The organism is Streptomyces sp. NPDC048415, assembly GCF_040651675.1.
Classification (GTDB): Bacteria; Actinomycetota; Actinomycetes; order Streptomycetales; family Streptomycetaceae; genus Streptomyces.
In genome coordinates this window covers 41,108-58,302 of sequence record NZ_JBEZKJ010000053.1, presented here as the reverse complement: position 1 = coordinate 58,302, position 17,195 = coordinate 41,108, and the positions used below count along the sequence as shown (strand labels likewise).

Genomic DNA, 17,195 nt, shown 5'->3' with positions numbered 1-17,195 from the left:
GTGGTCTGCGGGCGTACGGGAGCCAGATGACGCCGTACATGCCGATCGTCGAGGATCCCGGCGACCGGCTACATCCCGGACTTCCTCACCCCGCCGGTCACCGGCGCCGGTCTGGCCGCCGGACTCGACCACTTACGGCGCACGCCCCGTACGCGCCTGGCCCGGGACCTGACGCGGCTGGCCGAGTCCCGCCCGCTGCCCGCCTGGACGACGGCACTGGGCAGACCCGGCAGCGACGCCCTCAAGTCCCTGGCCGGCGCCCTCGGGGCCTACTTCCGCACCCTGCTGGAACCGTACTGGCCGCACATCCGCACCGCGGTCGGCAACGATGTCGACCTGCGCTCCCGGACCCTCCTCGACGGCGGCACCCAGGCGCTCCTGGGCGGGCTCGGCCCCCTGGCGCGATGGAAGGCCCCGGTGCTCGAAGTGGACTATCCCACCGAGCGCGATCTTCACCTGGAGGGGCGCGGTCTGCTGCTCGTCCCCTCGTTCTTCTGCTGGCGCCGGCCGACCGCGCTGGCGGACCCCGGCCTCGACCCGGTGCTGGTCTACCCGGTGGAGAAGGTGCCCCTCTCCGTCGCGCGCGCCACGGACGACGGGCTCGAACGCCTGCTGGGCCGCACCAGGGCCGCCGTACTGACCGAAGTGGCGGCCGCCGGAGCCCGCACCACCTCGGAGGTGGCCCAGAACGTGGGAATCGCGATGCCCAGCGCCAGCTACCAGATCGGTGTCCTGCGCGACGGGGGACTCGTGGGCAGCCACCGCGACGGCAAGTACGTGCTGCACACGGCCACTCCACTGGGCTTGCGCCTGCTGGCCAGCGGCAGCTTCTCCGGCGCCCGGTGAGCCCGCGCCCCGCGCGCGGGGCTCATGCCGCGGCGTGGCATGATCGGGGCCATGCCTGAACGCGTTGTGGCCGCCTGTGACGGGGCCTCGAAGGGAAACCCGGGACCCGCCGGATGGGCCTGGGTCGTCGCCGACGAAGACGAGATCCCGACCCGCTGGGAAGCGGGGCCCCTGGGTACGGCGACCAACAACGTGGCCGAACTCACCGCCTTGGAACGCCTGTTGACGGCGATCGCGCCCCATGTGCCGCTGGAGATCCGGATGGACTCCCAGTACGCGATGAAGGCCGTCACGACCTGGCTGCCCGGCTGGAAGCGCAACGGCTGGAAGACGGCCGCCGGAAAGCCCGTCGCCAACCAGGAACTGGTCGCCCGCATCGACGAACTCCTCGACGGCCGCACGGTGGAGTTCCGCTACGTCCCCGCGCACCAGGTCGACGGCGACCGCCTCAACGACTTCGCCGACCGTGCCGCGAGCCAGGCGGCCACCGTCCAGCAGCCCGCGGGCAGCGGCCTCGGTTCCCCCCAGCCGCCGCCCTCCCCGGACACCCCTTCGTCGTCGTCCGGCGCGCCGCGCCGCCGCCCCGCCAAGAAGACCGCGTCGCAGGGCGCGTCGAGCCGCACCATCAAGGCGAAGTTCCCCGGCCGATGCCTGTGCGGCCGCTCCTACGCGGCGGGCGAGCCCATCACCAAGAACGCCCAGGGCTGGGGGCACCCCGAGTGCCGGACGGCCGAAACGAGCAACGCCTAGGGTCTGTCCGGCGCATCATGCTGCGGACGCGGGCCCGGTACGCCGGCTCGGAGCCGTCGTGATCAGGCGGTGTCGAAGGTGTAGTGAGCGGTGTGATCCAGCAGGTCGGACGGGCGCACGTCGTTCCACGGCTTCATCGTCTCGCCCAGGTCGACGACGTCGGGGGTATCGGCGAGCGGCAGATAGCCGGAGTCGGGGTGGCGGCGCTGCCAGTTGGCCCACAGCTTGTCTATGTAGGCGTGGTGCAGCCAGAAGACCGGGTCGTTGGGCGAGACGCCGGTGGCCATCTGACCGCCCACCCAGACGTGGACCCGGTTGTGCAGATTGACGCCACGCCACCCCTCGAGGTGGTTGCGGAAGCCGTCCGAGGCGCTGTTCCACGGCGCCATGTCGTACGTGGCCATGGCGAGCACGGACTCCACCTCGGCCCGGGTCGGCAGCTCCCGGGTGCCGTCGCCGAGCGATCTGCGCAGATACGTACGGCTGTCCACCCGCACGTTGATCGGCCAGTTGCCCGTCGAGGCCGCGAACGGGCCGTCCATCACCCGGCCGTCCAGGCTGCGTCCGGTACCGCCGAGGAAGTCGGGCGCCCACAGGGACGCGCGCGCCGTGCGGTCGGTGCTCCAGTCCCAGTACGGCAGCGCGACGGAGGAGTCCACGGACTGCAGTGCCTGCTCGAACTCGAGGAGGAATCTGCGGTGCCAGGGCAGGAACGACGGTGAACGGTGGCCCGTGCGCTCGCCGTTGTCCGTGTCCCCCATGATGAAGGCGTTGTGCGTCGTGACGAAGGCGTCGTAGCGGCCACTGCGCTTGAGCTGCACGAGCGCGTCGACGAAGCGCCGCTTCTCGTCGGCGGTCAGACTCGCCTGATTCTTACGTATGGTCATGTGCGGGACTCCACGATCTGCTTGCGGGGTTGGTCAGCTGGCGTTGAGGGGAACCAACGGCGCCCCTTGCAGCTCCACGACCGCGGCGCGGGCGGCGGCGCGCGGGGTGGGCAAGGGGTCGTAGTGGCTGACGACGCTGATCCAGCTGCCGTCGGCGTTCTGCATCACGTGCAACTCGACGCCGTCGACGAACACGGCGTATCCGGCGCCGTGATGGTGGCCGCTCCCGCTGACGGGGCGACCCTCTATGCGACGGCCCCGGTAGACCTCGTCGAACGATTCGGGGCCGCCGTGGTGATGTTCGGCGGCCGAGACCGAGGATGCGGCGACAGCCTGGGATCCGGCTGCGGCGGCGAGGGCGGCCGCGGCCCCGAGGGCACGGCGACGAGTGAGTTCGGGCATGCGGAGATCTCCTGGGAACAGGTGAGTTGATGTCCCCGTATGCCTATCGGTTCATCTGAGAAGGGCAGAAATCGCCGAATGTCGGTTGGCTGCGATCCGGACAATTAAGTAAATGTCGTGCAGGATTGAACGAAGATGATCTTGTTGTCAGGGGTGGTCGCGACCCACCGGAAGGCGGAAATCCTCCCGTTGCGACGGCTTGTCGAGATGATCTTGCGGGGACGACCCGCGGCGAGTGGCACGGCTCACGCGGGCGATCTGACGTGAACTTCGTCGGGTGATCACTCCTGCTACTCTTTGTGATTAATTGACCGCTTTATGCAACATAGGGGAGTGCGCGTGAAGATCGCGTGCGTCGGTGGCGGACCCGCAAGCCTGTACTTCTCGATCCTGATGAAGCGCCAGGACCCGTCCCATGAGATCGCCGTCCACGAGCGGAACCCGGCCGGGTCGACCTACGGCTGGGGAGTGACCTACTGGGCGGCTCTGCTCGACAAGCTGCGCGAGGGCGACCCCGAGTCCGCGCTCGCCGTCGGCGAGAACTCGGTCCGCTGGAGCGATGGGGTCGCCCACGTGGGTGACCGAACGACGGTGCACCACGGCGACGAGGGGTTCGGCATCGGTCGCCGCCGGCTGCTCGACCTCCTCTTGGACCGGGCCCGTTCGCTCGGAGTGCGCGTCGAGTTCGAGCACGAGATCGCGGCCGACCTGCTGCCCGAGGCCGACCTCGTCGTCGCCGGGGACGGAGTCAACAGCGCGCTGCGCGAGCGCCACGCCGACCACTTCGGCAGTGACATCACTCTCGGGCGCAACCTCTACATCTGGCTCGGCACCACCAAGGTCTTCGACTCCTTCACCTTCTGCTTCGTGGAGAGTGACCACGGCTGGATCTGGTGCTACACCTACGCGTTCAGCGAGGACCACAGCACCTGCGTCGTCGAGTGCTCCCCCGAGACGTGGAGGGGCCTTGGGCTCGACCGGGGGAGCGAGGCCGACGGTCTCGCGTTGCTGGAGAAGCTCTTCGCCGACGTGCTGGACGGACACGGACTGATCGGCCGGGCGCAGGCCGACGGCAGCGCGCAGTGGCTCACCTTCCGCACCCTGACCAACCGGACCTGGCACCGCGACAACCTCGTCCTGCTCGGCGACGCCGCCCACACCACCCACTACTCGATCGGCGCCGGCACCACCCTCGCCCTGGAGGACGCCATCTCCCTGGCCGGAGCGCTGCGCGAGCACGCGGACCTGGAGTCCGCCCTCGCCCAGTACGAACAGGAACGCAAGGCCGCGCTGCTGCCCGTCCAGAGCGCGGCCCGGCACAGCGCCCAGTGGTACGAGAACCTGCCGCGCTACATCCGCCTCCCACCGGCGCAGATGTTCGCCCTGCTCGGCCAGCGGCACTCACCGCTGCTTCCGCACATCCCGCCGCAGCTGTACTACCGGATCGACCGCGCCGCCGGGCAGCTGGAGGCGCTGCGCCGGTTCAAGCGCTGGCTCGGTCCACGGGTGGCCCGCACGGTGCAGGCCCGCTCCCACCGGTAGCCACTCCGGGCCGGCATTGGGTGAATGGCGATTCACCGGTATGGTGAATAGCAATTCACCCTATTCTTTGTGCCGACTTCCTGGAGTGCGCATGGCGGCCCTGCGTGACCGACTGGCGGTCCCCGTCCTGGCCTTCGGCGGGATACTCATGGCCGTCATGCAGACGGTGGTGGTCCCGTTGCTGCCGTACCTGCCACGGCTGACGGGCGCCTCGGCGAGCGCGGTCTCCTGGATGGTGACGGCGACACTGCTGTCGGGAGCGGTTCTGACCCCTGTGCTGGGCCGCGCCGGAGACATGTACGGCAAGCGGCGCGTGCTGCTCGCGGCCCTCGGACTGATGACGTTGGGCTCCCTGCTGTGCGCCCTCACGTCGGACATCGGCTTGCTCATCGCGGCGCGGGCGCTGCAGGGCGCGGCGGCCGCCGTCGTACCTCTGTCGATCAGCATCCTGCGCGACGAACTGCCACCGGAGCGCACCGGTTCCGCGGTCGCGCTGATGAGCTCCACGGTGGGAATCGGCGCCGCCCTCGGTCTGCCGCTCGCCGCGCTGATCGTGCAGTACGCCAACTGGCACGTCATGTTCTGGGCGACGACCGCGCTGGGTGCCCTCGGGCTGACGCTGGCCTGGTGGGCGGTGCGCGAGTCGCCCGTCCGCGAGCCGGGCCGCTTCGACACGCCGGGTGCGCTGGGGCTGGCCGCGGGACTCGTCTGCCTGCTCCTGGCGGTGTCCCAGGGCGGCACATGGGGCTGGGCCAGCCCCCGGATCCTGAGTCTGTTCATCGCCTGCGTCCTCATCCTCGCCCTGTGGTGGCGGCAGCAACTGCGCGCCGAACGGCCGCTGGTCGACCTGAAGCTGGCCGCGCGCCCGCGCGTCGCCCTGCCGCACATCGCCGCGCTCCTGACCGGATTCGCCTTCTACGGCAACTCCCTGGTGACGTCGCAGCTGGTGCAGGCGCCCGAGGCGACCGGCTACGGGCTCGGGCTGTCCATCGTGGCGACCGGCCTGTGCCTGCTGCCCGGCGGAGTGACCATGCTGCTGCTCTCACCGGTCTCGGCGCGCATCTCGGCGGCCCGCGGCCCCCGCACGACGCTGGCCCTCGGCACGGCGATCATCGCCTTCGGCTATGTGATACGCATCATGGACAGCCGTGACCTGTGGCTGATCATCCTGGGCGCCACGGTCTGCGCGACCGGCACCACCTTCGCCTACTCCGCCCTGCCCACCCTGATTCTGCGCGCCGTGCCCGCCGGGCAGACCGCGTCCGCCAACGGCGTCAACGTCCTGATGCGGACCGTCGGGCAGGCCGTGTGCAGCGCCGCCGTCGCCGCCGTGCTCGTCCACCACACCAGCCTCATCGGGGGCGCCCCGGTGCCCACGCTGCACGGCTATCTGCTGGCCTTCGCCATGGCGGGTACGGTCGCACTGGTGGCCTGCGCCGCCGCCCTGTCCATACCCAGGTCGCCCGGCGACACCCCACGCATCGGCCGCCGTACCGGAGCACCCCGCGACGAGGCACTCGAAGGAGCATGAGCACCGTGACCACCCCGCACCCCGGTCTCACGGCGTCCGCCACCCCCGCGCCGCGCCGCGACGCCGAGGCGACCAAGGCGGCGATCCTGCGCGCGGCCCGTTATCTGCTGGCCCGGCACGCGCACGCGGACATCACGCTCAAGGCGGTCGCCGAGCGGGCGGGGGTGAGCGCGCCGCTGATCCTCAAGTACTTCGGCAACAAGGACGCGCTGTTCGCCCGCGTCATGTCCTTCGACTCCGACGCCGACGCCCTGCTGGACGCGCCGCTGGCGGACCTCGGCCGGCACATGGTCAGCCATCTGCTCGAAGGCCAGACCCAGCGTGGCGCGGATCCTGTCCTGCGGATCGTGTTCGCCCCGCTCCAGGGCGAACAGGGCGACATACTGCGCGCCAACTTCCGGACCCAGGTCAGCGACCGCCTCGCCGAGCGGCTCACCGGACCCGACGCGGGCCTGCGCGCCGAACTCGCCGTCAGCATCCTGCTCGGCCTCGGAGTGATGTACGGCATCGCCCGCGGCACCCACCTGCGCGCCACGCCGATCGAGGACATCGTCGAGCGGTACGCCCCGGCGGTGCAGGCCCACCTCACGCCGTGAGGAGCGTGCGATCGACGGCCCCGGGCGCCCGTCGCGCACCCCTCTCCGTCCCGCGCCCGCTGCTGGAGCAGCTCATACAGGCCACCACCGCCTGCCTCTGTGCGGCCGGAGTCAGTTCACCCCGTTCGGCCTGAACTGGATGCTGATCCGCGGCCCCGCCGCCCGCGCCGTCTTGGGGATGGCGTGCTCCCAGGTGCGCTGACAGGAACCGCCCATCACGATCAGGTCCCCGTGTCCCAGGGGGCGCCGCACGGTGTCCCCGCCACGGCGCGGCCGCAGCAGCAGATCGCGCGGGGTGCCCACGGACAGGATGGCCACCATGGTGTCCTCGCGCGCGCCCCTGCCGATCCGGTCCCCGTGCCAGGCCACGCTGTCGCGGCCGTCCCGGTAATAGCAGAGTCCGGCCGTCGTGAACGGTTCGCCCAGTTCGGCGGAGTAGTGCGCGGACAGCGCGTCGCGTGCCTCGTCGAGGATCGGATGCGGCAGCGGGTCGCCCGCGCGGTAGTAGGCGAGCAGCCGCGGTACGTCCACCACGTGCTCGTACATCTGGCGCCGCTCCGCCCGCCACGGCACGTCGGCCGCGAGCCGTGTGAAGAGCGCGTCGGCCCCGCCGAGCCACCCGGGCAGCAGGTCGATCCAGGCCCCGTCGCCCAGCACGGTCCGGCGCATCCCGTTCAGCGGACTGAGGTGGAGCTCGTCGGTCTGGTCGAAGAGCGAGCCCTGGAGGTGCATGGCCATACGACCAGCGTACCCCCGTAATCGAATATGTGTTCCATGATGCTTCACGGCCGGCTCGTTCGCCAAGCTTCACCTCGCCAGGAGTCCCGTCTTCCTGGGACTCTCAGTACCAGGCATGTCCGCGCGGGCCGGTGCACAGTAGTGCCATGGCGACCACGGAGTTCGGGCAGACGGTGCGGCGTTGGCGCGACCGGGTCCCGCCGGAAGCGGCCGGGCTGCCCGCCGGTGGCCACCGTCGTGCGGCCGGGCTGCGCCGCGAGGAGTTGGCCCTGCTGGCCGGAATCTCCGTCGACTACATCACCCGCCTCGAACAGGGCCGGGCCGCCAACCCGTCGGAGCAGGTGGTCGAGGCTCTGAGCCGGGCGCTGCGGCTGTCGGGAGTCGAGCGCGAGCATCTGTTCCATGCCGCCGGGCTCGTACCTCCGGGACGGGGCATGGTGCCCGCGCACATCACGCCGAGCGTGCACCGGCTGCTTGACCGGCTGACCGGGACACCCGTCGCGGTCTACGACGCGGCCTGGACGCTGCTGCTGGCCAATCCGCTGTACGCGGCGTTGATGGGCGATCCGTCCGGATGGCGCGGAAACGAGCGCAACGGGGTGTGGCGCAACTTCGTCGGCCAGGACAGCCGTGTCCGCCACACACCGGAGTCCGGGCGCGCGTTGGAGACGGCGCTGGTCGCCGACCTGCGCGCGACCGCGAGCCGGTATCCGGCGGACCAGCGGCTACGGCACCTGATCGCCGAACTGCACGCGAACAGCGACCGGTTCGCCGAGCTGTGGGATTCCGGAGCCGTGGGCAGGCACGAGGCGTCACGCAAGACCGTCGACCATCCGCGGCTGGGCCCCGTGACGCTGGACTGTGACGTGCTCAGCGTCGCGGGCAGCGACCTGCGCATCATGATCTACACGGCCGAGCCCGGCACGGAGAACGCCGAACGCCTGGCACTCCTCGGCGTGCTCGGCACTCAGGCCCTTGTGGAGTCCTAGGTCGTACCGGAGCCGGAGCCGGAGCCGGAGCCGGAGCCGAAGCCGGAGCCGGAGCCGCGGGCTTCGGGGGCCGCACCTCCCGATGATCCGCAAGAAGCGACCTAACGGTCGGCGAGGACCTCGCGGATCACATGCTCCGCGTTGGCCGCGATGACCGGATTCGTCACGCGGTAGTAGGCGAGTTGGGTCAGAGCCATGGACAGGGCCCAGCCGCGGCCGCGTGCCCAGGTCGCGTCGTCCGCGCCCACGGCGCGCCGGAAGACGGGCCTCGCCCCGGCGGGCAGGAGGTTCCAGGCGGGGATGAGGTCGCAGGCGGGGTCGCCGGTGCCGACGGTGGCGAAGTCGAGGACGGCACCGATCCGGCCCCGGTGGGTGAGCAGGTTCATCGGCATCAGGTCGGAGTGGAGCCACACGGGTGGGCCGGTCCACAACGGTGCCGCGAGCGCCGCCTCCCAGGCCGCGGTCGCCGCCGATGTGTCGATCGTGCCGTGGAGTTGGCCGATCGCGGAGCGCGTCGCGGTGTCCACGGTCGCCAGTGGCCCGCCACGATAGGCGGGCGGCCCGTCGGCCAGGTTGGCCCGCCGCAGTGCGGAAACGAACTGACCGAGGTCGGCGGCCAGCGCCCGCGCGTCGGTGAGCTCGCCGGGGACGGGAAGTTGGCCGTCGAGCCAGCGAAGTACGGCCCAGGGCCACGGGTATCCCTTGCCGGGCACGCCGACGGCGAGAACCTCGGGGATGGGGAACGGCAGCAGCGGGGCGAGCCGCGGCAACCAGTCCCGCTCCTTGAGCACATCACCGGCGCCCGCCGCGATGCGCGGAAGGCGTACGGCCATGTCGTCGCCGAGTCGGTAGACGGCATTGACGGTGCCGGCCGACTCGACGCGCTTCAGCGGCAGTTCGGCCCATTCCGGGCACTGGGCGGCCAGCAGGCGTCGTACGAGCGAGACGTCGATCCGCGCCTCGTCGGCGTGCATCGGGCCTGCGGGCATCTGCGCCTGCCTTCCGGTCGGAGAGGTCAACTTCCCTTCATCCTGGGGCTCGTTCGGACGTCGTGACAACGCGTTTGGGGCTTCCGCGGCACGGCAGGCAACCTTGCGGGCGCCCTCGTCGTCTTGATCGGCAACGGTGGGCGGTGCGTCGACCTGGTGGGAGACAGAGATTCCCGGGTGGAAATCCGACGCACTATACGCTTCGCGTATACATCTCATGTATACGTCGAGCGTATAGCGGTGTCGTCGCATGCTGCCGCCCCACAAGAGCCATAAAGAGCCATCAGGACCGGCCGCACGCGAACGCGGCTGACCGGTGGCAGACGGAAAGGCATTCATGTACGGCAAGGCCTTCGCCCCGGAGTACCAGGGCGCTTTGACCACCCTGTCCGTGAACTCCTCGCTGACCGACGTACTCGCGGCCGGCACCGAGCGACTGCGCGCCGCCGAGCGCTCGGGGGAGCGGGCCGAGGCGGCTCGCTCGGGTCTCGCGGTCGCTGAGGCGCACCGCCGGCTGGGGCAGGTGGCCGACGCCGACCGGGCGTGGAAGACGAGTTTCCGCACCGCCCGCGAGGCCGACGACACCGGGGCGATGGCCTGGGCGCTGTGGAGCGGCGGCACACTGGCCCGGCAGCGTGGCGCGTTCCCGCTGGCGTGGCGGCTGCTGCGGCTTGCCGCCGAACTCGGCGAGCACGCCGGGGACGTCGTGGTGCGCGGCTACTCCCTCGCCGGGATGGCGGAGACCGGCCGCATCCAGGGCGACTACGCGGCGGTGACCGCCCTGCACGAACAGCTGCTGGCCGAGGCCCGCAAGCGCGGCGAGGCCCGCCACACCGTGTGGGCCCTGGAGGGAATCGCGCAGATACACCGCAACACCGGTGCCTATGACACCGCGTACGCCATGTTCGAGGAGGCCGCCGGTATAGCGGCCCGCGCCGAGGACAGGCGTGGGCACGCCTGGGCCCTGCGCGGCCTCGCGGACATCGTCTCCGTACGCGACGGGGACGTGGGCCGTGCGCTGGACCTGCTGAGCGAGGCGGAGGTGTCCTGCCGCGCGATGAAGTTGTCCGGCGCGCTCGCCTACAACCACAAGATGCGCGGCAACGTCCTCTATCGCGCCGGGCGTTACGAGCGGGCGCGGGACATCTACGCGCAGGCGCTCGCGGAGTTCGAGGCGATGAGCGAACCGCGCGGGCGGGCCCTGTCGCGACTCGGCCTCGTCAAGTCACTGGCCCGCCTGGGCCGCGACCGCGCCGAGACGGCCGCCGAACTGGATGAACTGGAAAGGGCGTTGGAAGGCATCGGCCTGCGGCACGGCCGCGAGATGGTCGAACGGGCGCGCACGGAACTCGGCTTGGCAGCGGAGTCCGAGGGCGCGGAGGCCGTGCGATGACCTCCACGGCCCTGCAGTCGCCGCCCACCACCCCGCGCATCCTGAGCCGCTGCCGTGCACTGGTCGCCCCGGCGCTGGCGGAGGCGATCGGCGGGCTGCACCCCTGGGTGGCTGAGATGGCCGGATACGCCCTGGGTCTCTGCGAGGTGGGCGGCGCCCCCGCCATCCGCAGCCAGGGCAAGGGCGTACGGCAGGCGCTGGCCGTGCTGGGCGCGGAAGCGGCCGGCGGCCCCGCCGGGGCGGGTGTGCCGGGCGCGGTCGCGGTGGAACTCGTGCACACCTTCTCGCTGCTCCACGACGACATCATGGACGGCGACGCGCTGCGCCGGGGCCGCCCCGCCGTGTGGAAGGCGTACGGCACCGGCCCCGCCGTCCTCGCGGGTGACGCGCTCTTCGCGCTGGCCGTGGAAACCCTCGGCGCGACTCCTCATGCCGCCGCGGCCGTACGACAGCTCACCACCGCCCTCAGCGACCTGGTCCGCGGCCAGGCGGACGACCTGCTGTTCGCCGAGCGTCCCTGGACCGGGCCCGAGGCGGTCGGTGTGGGGGAGTACGAGGTGATGGCCGAGCGCAAGACCGGCGCCCTGCTCGGCTGCGCGCCGGCACTGGGCGCCCAACTGGCGGGAGCGCCGCGGGAAACGGCGACCGCCCTGGACCGCGCCGGGCGCCATCTCGGTGTGGCGTTCCAGATCGCCGACGACCTTCTGGGGATGTGGGGTGATCCGCTCGTCATGGGCAAACCGGTCCACAGCGACCTGCGCCAGGGAAAGAAGACCCTGCCGGTGCTGATCGCCCTGAACGCACCCGGCAGCTCCGCGCTCGCCGAACTCCTCACCTCACCGACGGCCCTCGACGACCGCGGCCTGTGCCACGCGGCGGCCCTCGTCGAACGGGCCGGCGGACGCACGGCCGCCCTGCGGGAGGCGCGCCGTCATCTCGGCTCGGCACACGCTCTCCTGGCGAGCGTGTCGCTCGCCCCGGGCCCCGCCGCGGAGCTGCGCACCCTGCTGTCCTCCCTGGCCCGTCGCGCGATCTGACACCCGCGCGCCTCCGGTCCCGCCCGCTCCGGGCCCGGAGGCGCTGCGACATCGGTCACATGTACGTGGCAGTGGCTCCTCTCAGGCAACCGCCTCATTCCCCTTCACATCTGTCCGGTCGACGCAGAGTTGGCCGCCAGCCGATCACCGCGACATGAACATTTGTAAAGAGATCGCCTGGAAATCCATAAAAGGGATCTTTCTCCTTTACATGTACATGGTGAATCGGTGAGGGTGTCGACCTGGGGCCCGACCAGCCCCCGCGGTGCCCAACAGCGCCGTGTCCCAAGGCGGTTGGCGATCCCGGCCGCCCCTGTGCTAAGGAACTCAGTGCGTAGACCCCACATACGCCGCGTGGCGATCGCCGTCGCGGTGACGACGGCCGCCACGCTCCCGGCGGGCCCCGCCTTCGCGGCCGCGCCCGACTCGCCCGCCCGCGCGGCGGCTTCGGCCTCCTCGCCGGTGGACGCCGCCAGGGCCGCGGCCTTCGCCCACGCCTCGGCGACCGGTGTCACCCAGGGCGACACCCTGCGGGCCAAGGACGTCATGACGGACCCGGACGGCAAGCAGCACGTCCGCTTCGTCCGCACCCACCAGGGCCTCCCGGTCCTCGGCGGCGACCTGGTCGTCCACCTCAGCAGGCAGTCCGGCTACCTCGGCGTGACCCGGGCCGCCGACCACGTGGTCAAGCCCGCCAGCATCGAGGCGAAGCTGACGCCCCAGCAGGCCGAGCAGAAGGCCGCGATGGTTGCCAAGGGTGACGCGGGCGGCGCCGAACTCGTCGTGGACGCCCGCGACGGCGCCGCCGCCCTCGCCTACCAGGTGCGTGTGACCGACAGCGACACCACGAAGGCGGGCGGCTCCCGCACCGTCGTCGTGGACGCCGGAAGCGGCAAGATCCGCAGCAACACCCCCGACAGCGACGAGTTCATATCGCCGTCCCTCGAGGACACGCTGCGCAAGCGGGGCGAGCGAGCGAACCCCGAGACGGCCTCGGCCACCGCGCTGTCCGGTCTGACCGGCGCGACGGGCGCCGGCCACTACCCGGCCACCGCCACCGGCAGCGGCGCCTCCCTTTTCGACGGCAAGGTGGCGCTGACCACCACACAGACCGCGCGCACCAGCTTCCTCCTCAAGGACCCCAGCCGGTGGAACACCGAGACCCGGGACGCCAGGGGCCAGGAGCTGGAGGCGTTCTCGCGCGGCAAGAAGTTCACCGACGGCGACAACAAGTGGGGCACCGGCACCACCTCCAGCCGCACCACCGCCGCGGTCGACGCCCAGTACGGCATCACCCAGACCCTGGACTTCTACAAGAAGACCTTCGGTCGCAAGGGCATCAAGAACAACAGCGCCGGCGCCCGCGGGATGGTCCACTTCGGCAACAAGGTCGGCAACGCCTTCTGGGACTCGACGTGCGGCTGCATGCTGTACGGCGACGGTGACGGCGACCTGTTCAAGAAGCCACTGGTCGTCCTTGACGTCACGGGACACGAGCTGACCCACGGCGTCGTCGACGCCACCGCCGCCCTCGAGCCCACCCGGGTGGACCAGGACGGCAACCAGTACGGCGAGCCGGGGGCCCTCAACGAGTCCCTCGCCGACATCTTCGGCTCGAACGTCGAGTTCTCGGCGAACAACCCGAAGAACCCGCCGAACTTCCTCATCGGAGAGAAGCTGGGTCTCGCGCAGAAGTTCCTGCGCCGCCTCGACCACCCCTCCCTCGACAAGCTCGAAGGCACGGTCGACTACTGGGCGCCCGAGGTCTACGACACCGAGGTCCACGCGGGCTCCGGCGTCTCCTCGCACGCGTACTACCTGCTCGCCGAGGGCAGCGGCCGCAAGACGATCGGCGGCGTGACGTACGACTCGCCGACGTACGACGGTTCGCGGGTGACGGGCATCGGTCGCGCCAAGGCCACCGCGATCTTCTACCGGGCGCTCACCCGCTACATGGTCTCCACGACCGACTTCCATGACGCCCGGAAGGCCACCCTCAAGGCCGCCGCCGACCTGTACGGGGCGAGCAGCACCGAGTACAAGACGGTGGACAAGGCCTGGGCCGCCGTCAACGTCACCACCGCCAATACCCCCGCCGCGGGGCACTGACGAATCACACGAGGAAGGGTGCCCCGCCATGCGGCGGGGCACCCTTCCTCGCTTGCGGACTCAGTGCTGCTGTGTCTTCTGCGGCGTCACCTCACTGGGGCGGACGACGACGTACCCCTCGCCCTCCAGCTTCAACTGCACGGCCTCGCCGGAGCCGCCCCGGATCATCGAGCCGATCGACTGGGACCGGTGCAGCGAGGTGTGCAGATGGGCGGTCCAGCCGACGACGGCGTCCGTGTCGACGTAGACCGGCTGCTGCTGCGAGACCGGGATGACCAGCGGGTTGCCCTCGCAGATCAGGCCCAGACTGCCGTGGTCGGTGAACACGCTGTTGAAGAGGCCGCCGCCGGTGATGCCCGCGCCCTTCACGGTCTTTATCTCGTACGACAACGTGGCGTCGAAGCACAGGACGTTGCGGCCGTTGACGGTGAACACGTCGCCCGGCTCGATGCCGACGATGAAACAGTTCTGCGCCTCATGCGCGAACCAGGCCTCGCCCTGCCCGCGGACGGTCATCAGCGGCAGTCCCTCACCGGTGACCGCCCGCTTGAGCATGCCGCCCACGCCCTGGCCCTTGCGCTCGAACTGCAGATTGCCCCGGTAGGCGATCATCGCGCCCTGCCGCGCGAGCATCTCGCCGCTGACGGCGTACTTGATGGACTTGGCGTTCTGGATGGTCATGCCCGGCGCGACGGCGGGCTGCACCATGTGGTCACTGGAAAAGAGATCACCCTTCATGCGGGCATCTTGTCCCGGAGGATTTCGTTCCGCCAAGATCGTGGCGACCTGAGACATACGGCAGCGATCCTGTGACATGCGAAAGGGCCGGTCCGGGTGAACCGGGCCGGCCCTCACGGGGGTTGTCAGGCGGCGTCGACCGCGCCGGCCTTGCTGTGCAGGAGGTGGACGACCTCGGTGAGCTGGGCGGCGACCTCGGCGTCGTCGACGGGGTGCGTCTCGGCGAAGCGGACCACGGAGCCGGGGATGGAGAGCTTCACGTCCTCCAGGACGGTGCCGCCGGCGATGCCCACGGCCTTGCGGGCCTCGTCCTGCGCCCAGACGCCGCCGAACTGACCATACGCGGTGCCGATCACGGCGACCGGCTTGCCGCCGAAGGCGCCGGCGCCGAAGGGGCGCGACAGCCAGTCGATGGCGTTCTTCAGCACGGCCGGGATCGTGCCGTTGTACTCCGGCGAGAAGAGCAGGAAGGCGTCGGCGCGACCGGCGGCCTCACGCAGGCGGCCGGCGGCGGCGGGCAGGTTGCCCTCGACGTCGATGTCCTCGTTGTAGAAGGGGATGTCGGCCAGGCCCTCGAACAGCTCGACCTCCGCTCCCTCGGGAGCGAGCTTGACGGCCGCCTCGGCGAGCTGGCGGTTGTGGGAGCCGGCGCGCAGGCTGCCGACGAGCGCGAGGATATGTACGGACATGGATGATCTCCCGAAGCTGAAACATTGCCGCAACAAAAGCGGACCGAGGTCCGCTTAAATGTCTATCACCGAACCGGACCACAGTCCAGTTGTCCTGGTGAGCGGTTACGCTGGCTTCATGTCCACCCCACTCCCGCCGTTCCCCAAGCGACAGGAACGATCCGACGAACCCGTCCTGATGGAGCTCACCTCTCCCGGCGAGGTCCCGCAGCTGCGCGCCGACGCCGCACGCAACCGTGCGCGCCTGCTGGAGGCCGCCGCCCGCCTGGTGGAGGAGCACGGCGTGGCCAAGGTGACGATGGAGGCCGTGGCCGCCGCGGCATCGGTGGGCAAGGGCACCGTCTTCCGGCGATTCGGCGACCGCACCGGGCTGCTGATGGCGCTGCTCGACCACACCGAGCAGCGGTTCCAGACCGCCTTCATGAGCGGTCCCGCCCCGCTCGGGCCGGGCGCGTCACCGGTGGAGCGGCTGCACGCATTCGGATGTCGGGCCCTGCGTGAGACCTCCGAGCAACTCGACCTCTACCTCGCCGCCGAGCCCGACGCCTCCCGCCGCTTCAACGCGGCGCCGTACCGCGTCCGCTTCATGCACGTCTGCATGCTGCTGCGCCAGGTCGGCCCGCCCGCGGACACCGAACTCCTCGCCCAGACCCTGATGGGATACCTGGAACCCGCCCTGGTCCACCATCTGACCCGGCAGCGCGGCATGTCCCTGCAGCGCCTGGAATCCGGCTGGCACGACCTGGTGGACCGCAGCATCCGCCCGCTGTCCGTATAGGGCCCCCACTGTCCGTCTGGCGCCCCCTCGCCGGGCAGGCGGACAATGCGGGCATGGGGCATCGCCTGGATGATGTGAGCGCACCCGCGCGGCTGGCCGGCCCGGACGAGGGCATCAGCCAGGAGGAGCTGGCCCTCGCCGCTCGCAATCACGGGATACCGCTGGAGGCCCTGCGCTACGACGTCACACCGCCGGGTCTGCACTATGTGCTGACCCACTACGACATCCCGTACGCGGAAGAGGACACCTGGCGGCTCGTTCTCGGCGGACGGGTGCGGCGGCGACTGCGGCTCGGGGTGGACGAACTGAAGACATACCCCGCGCTGACCCAGCGAGTGACCCTGGAGTGCGCGGGCAACGGGCGGGCTCTGCTGACGCCCCGGCCGGTGAGCCAGCCGTGGCTGGTGGAGGCCGTCGGTACGGCGGAGTGGACCGGCGTGCCGCTGCGGGTGCTGCTCGCCGAGGCCGGGGTCGAACCCGGCGCGGTGGAGGTGGTGTTCACCGGCGCCGATCACGGCGTGGAGCGCGGCGTCGAGCAGGACTACCAGCGTGCGCTGCCCCTGGTCGTGGCCTTGGGCGACGACCCCGAGGTCCTCGTGGCCTACGCGATGAACGGCGCCCCACTGCCGCCGCAGCACGGATATCCGCTGCGGCTGGTGGTGCCCGGCTGGTACGGCATGGCTCATGTGAAGTGGCTGCGCGACATCACGGTGACGGACACGCCGTTCACGGGATTCCAGCAGGCCGTGGCCTACCGGCTGCGGCAGTACGCGGGCGACGGGGGCGAGCCGGTCACCCGGATCGCTCCGCGCGCCCTGCTGATCCCGCCCGGCTTCCCCGACTTCATGTCCCGCACCCGGGTGGTCAGTCCCGGTGTCGTGGCGCTGGAGGGCCGGGCCTGGTCGGGGCGTGCGCAGGTGACGGGTGTCGAGGTCAGCTGGGACGAGGGGCGTTCCTGGTACGCGGCGGACCTCGACCGGGGAAGCGGCCACCGCTGGGCCTGGCGCCCGTGGCGGTTCGACTGGGCGGCCACGCCCGGCCACCATGTGCTCAGCGCGCGGGCCACCGACGCCGAGGGGCACACTCAGCCGCTGGAGCAGCCGTGGAACCGGGGCGGCTTCGCGAACAACCTCGTCCAGCGGGTCCCCGTCCTCTGCCGCGACCCTGACGACACGGCATGA

17 protein-coding genes are annotated in these 17,195 nt (G+C 71.0%); 11 read left to right on the top strand and 6 right to left on the bottom strand.

Annotated elements, in window-relative coordinates; genetic code table 11:
* Window positions 1-417: 417 nt before the first annotated feature.
* A complete protein-coding gene (locus AB0D27_RS29035; protein ID WP_362514781.1) occupies window positions 418-846 on the top strand; it encodes a helix-turn-helix domain-containing protein in 429 nt (142 codons plus the stop codon).
* Window positions 847-885: 39 nt separating this feature from the next.
* Complete coding sequence (locus tag AB0D27_RS29030) at window positions 886-1,596, top strand: ribonuclease H (RefSeq protein WP_362514778.1); 711 nt, start codon at window positions 886-888, stop codon at window positions 1,594-1,596.
* Window positions 1,597-1,658: 62 nt separating this feature from the next.
* On the opposite strand, the gene AB0D27_RS29025 is transcribed toward AB0D27_RS29030, so the two are convergent.
* The gene (locus AB0D27_RS29025; protein ID WP_362514775.1) at window positions 1,659-2,483 is read right to left on the bottom strand and encodes a tyrosinase family protein; all 825 of its coding nucleotides are present in this window, start codon (window positions 2,481-2,483) and stop codon (window positions 1,659-1,661) included.
* Between the two features lie 33 nt (window positions 2,484-2,516).
* Window positions 2,517-2,885, bottom strand: coding sequence for a tyrosinase cofactor (locus tag AB0D27_RS29020; protein WP_362514772.1), 369 nt, complete (start codon window positions 2,883-2,885; stop codon window positions 2,517-2,519).
* A gap of 339 nt (window positions 2,886-3,224) precedes the next feature.
* On the opposite strand from AB0D27_RS29020, the gene AB0D27_RS29015 reads away from it, so the two are divergent.
* The 3 genes from AB0D27_RS29015 (at window position 3,225) to AB0D27_RS29005 (ending at window position 6,554) form a co-directional block, all read left to right on the top strand.
* The gene (locus AB0D27_RS29015) at window positions 3,225-4,427 is read left to right on the top strand and encodes an FAD-dependent monooxygenase (RefSeq protein WP_362514769.1); all 1,203 of its coding nucleotides are present in this window, start codon (window positions 3,225-3,227) and stop codon (window positions 4,425-4,427) included.
* Window positions 4,428-4,518: 91 nt separating this feature from the next.
* Window positions 4,519-5,958 (top strand): MFS transporter, encoded by a 1,440-nt coding sequence (locus tag AB0D27_RS29010; RefSeq protein WP_362514766.1) that lies wholly within the window; start codon window positions 4,519-4,521, stop codon window positions 5,956-5,958.
* A complete protein-coding gene (locus tag AB0D27_RS29005; RefSeq protein ID WP_362514764.1) occupies window positions 5,955-6,554 on the top strand; it encodes a TetR family transcriptional regulator in 600 nt (199 codons plus the stop codon). The genes AB0D27_RS29010 and AB0D27_RS29005 overlap by 4 nt, the downstream gene beginning before the upstream one ends.
* Before the next feature lie 111 nt (window positions 6,555-6,665).
* Here AB0D27_RS29005 and AB0D27_RS29000 read toward each other — a convergent pair whose 3' ends face one another.
* Window positions 6,666-7,292 (bottom strand): alpha-ketoglutarate-dependent dioxygenase AlkB, encoded by a 627-nt coding sequence (locus AB0D27_RS29000; protein ID WP_362514761.1) that lies wholly within the window; start codon window positions 7,290-7,292, stop codon window positions 6,666-6,668.
* Window positions 7,293-7,438: 146 nt separating this feature from the next.
* Between AB0D27_RS29000 and AB0D27_RS28995 the strand changes: the two genes are divergently transcribed.
* Complete coding sequence (locus AB0D27_RS28995) at window positions 7,439-8,281, top strand: helix-turn-helix transcriptional regulator (protein WP_362514758.1); 843 nt, start codon at window positions 7,439-7,441, stop codon at window positions 8,279-8,281.
* A 101-nt stretch (window positions 8,282-8,382) separates the two neighbouring features.
* On the opposite strand, the gene AB0D27_RS28990 is transcribed toward AB0D27_RS28995, so the two are convergent.
* A complete protein-coding gene (locus AB0D27_RS28990; RefSeq protein ID WP_362514755.1) occupies window positions 8,383-9,270 on the bottom strand; it encodes an aminoglycoside phosphotransferase family protein in 888 nt (295 codons plus the stop codon).
* A 337-nt stretch (window positions 9,271-9,607) separates the two neighbouring features.
* Between AB0D27_RS28990 and AB0D27_RS28985 the strand changes: the two genes are divergently transcribed.
* The 3 genes from AB0D27_RS28985 (at window position 9,608) to AB0D27_RS28975 (ending at window position 13,809) form a co-directional block, all read left to right on the top strand.
* Window positions 9,608-10,663 carry a tetratricopeptide repeat protein gene (locus tag AB0D27_RS28985; protein WP_362514752.1) on the top strand — a complete coding sequence of 352 codons (1,056 nt, stop codon included), beginning with the start codon at window positions 9,608-9,610 and terminating at the stop codon, window positions 10,661-10,663.
* A complete protein-coding gene (locus tag AB0D27_RS28980; protein WP_362514750.1) occupies window positions 10,660-11,700 on the top strand; it encodes a polyprenyl synthetase family protein in 1,041 nt (346 codons plus the stop codon). The genes AB0D27_RS28985 and AB0D27_RS28980 overlap by 4 nt, the downstream gene beginning before the upstream one ends.
* Window positions 11,701-12,030: 330 nt before the next feature.
* On the top strand, window positions 12,031-13,809 hold the full coding sequence (locus AB0D27_RS28975; protein WP_362514747.1) for a M4 family metallopeptidase: 1,779 nt from the start codon (window positions 12,031-12,033) through the stop codon (window positions 13,807-13,809).
* A 60-nt stretch (window positions 13,810-13,869) separates the two neighbouring features.
* Here AB0D27_RS28975 and AB0D27_RS28970 read toward each other — a convergent pair whose 3' ends face one another.
* The gene (locus tag AB0D27_RS28970; protein ID WP_362514744.1) at window positions 13,870-14,547 is read right to left on the bottom strand and encodes an AIM24 family protein; all 678 of its coding nucleotides are present in this window, start codon (window positions 14,545-14,547) and stop codon (window positions 13,870-13,872) included.
* Window positions 14,548-14,672: 125 nt separating this feature from the next.
* Window positions 14,673-15,236 (bottom strand): NAD(P)H-dependent oxidoreductase, encoded by a 564-nt coding sequence (locus tag AB0D27_RS28965; protein ID WP_362514741.1) that lies wholly within the window; start codon window positions 15,234-15,236, stop codon window positions 14,673-14,675.
* A gap of 118 nt (window positions 15,237-15,354) precedes the next feature.
* Here AB0D27_RS28965 and AB0D27_RS28960 point away from each other — a divergent pair, with 118 nt between their 5' ends.
* Window positions 15,355-16,014: a helix-turn-helix domain-containing protein gene (locus AB0D27_RS28960; protein WP_362514738.1), complete on the top strand. Its 660-nt coding sequence runs from the start codon at window positions 15,355-15,357 to the stop codon at window positions 16,012-16,014.
* Between the two features lie 53 nt (window positions 16,015-16,067).
* Entirely contained in the window at window positions 16,068-17,195 is a 1,128-nt protein-coding gene (locus AB0D27_RS28955) for a sulfite oxidase (protein ID WP_362514736.1), read from the top strand.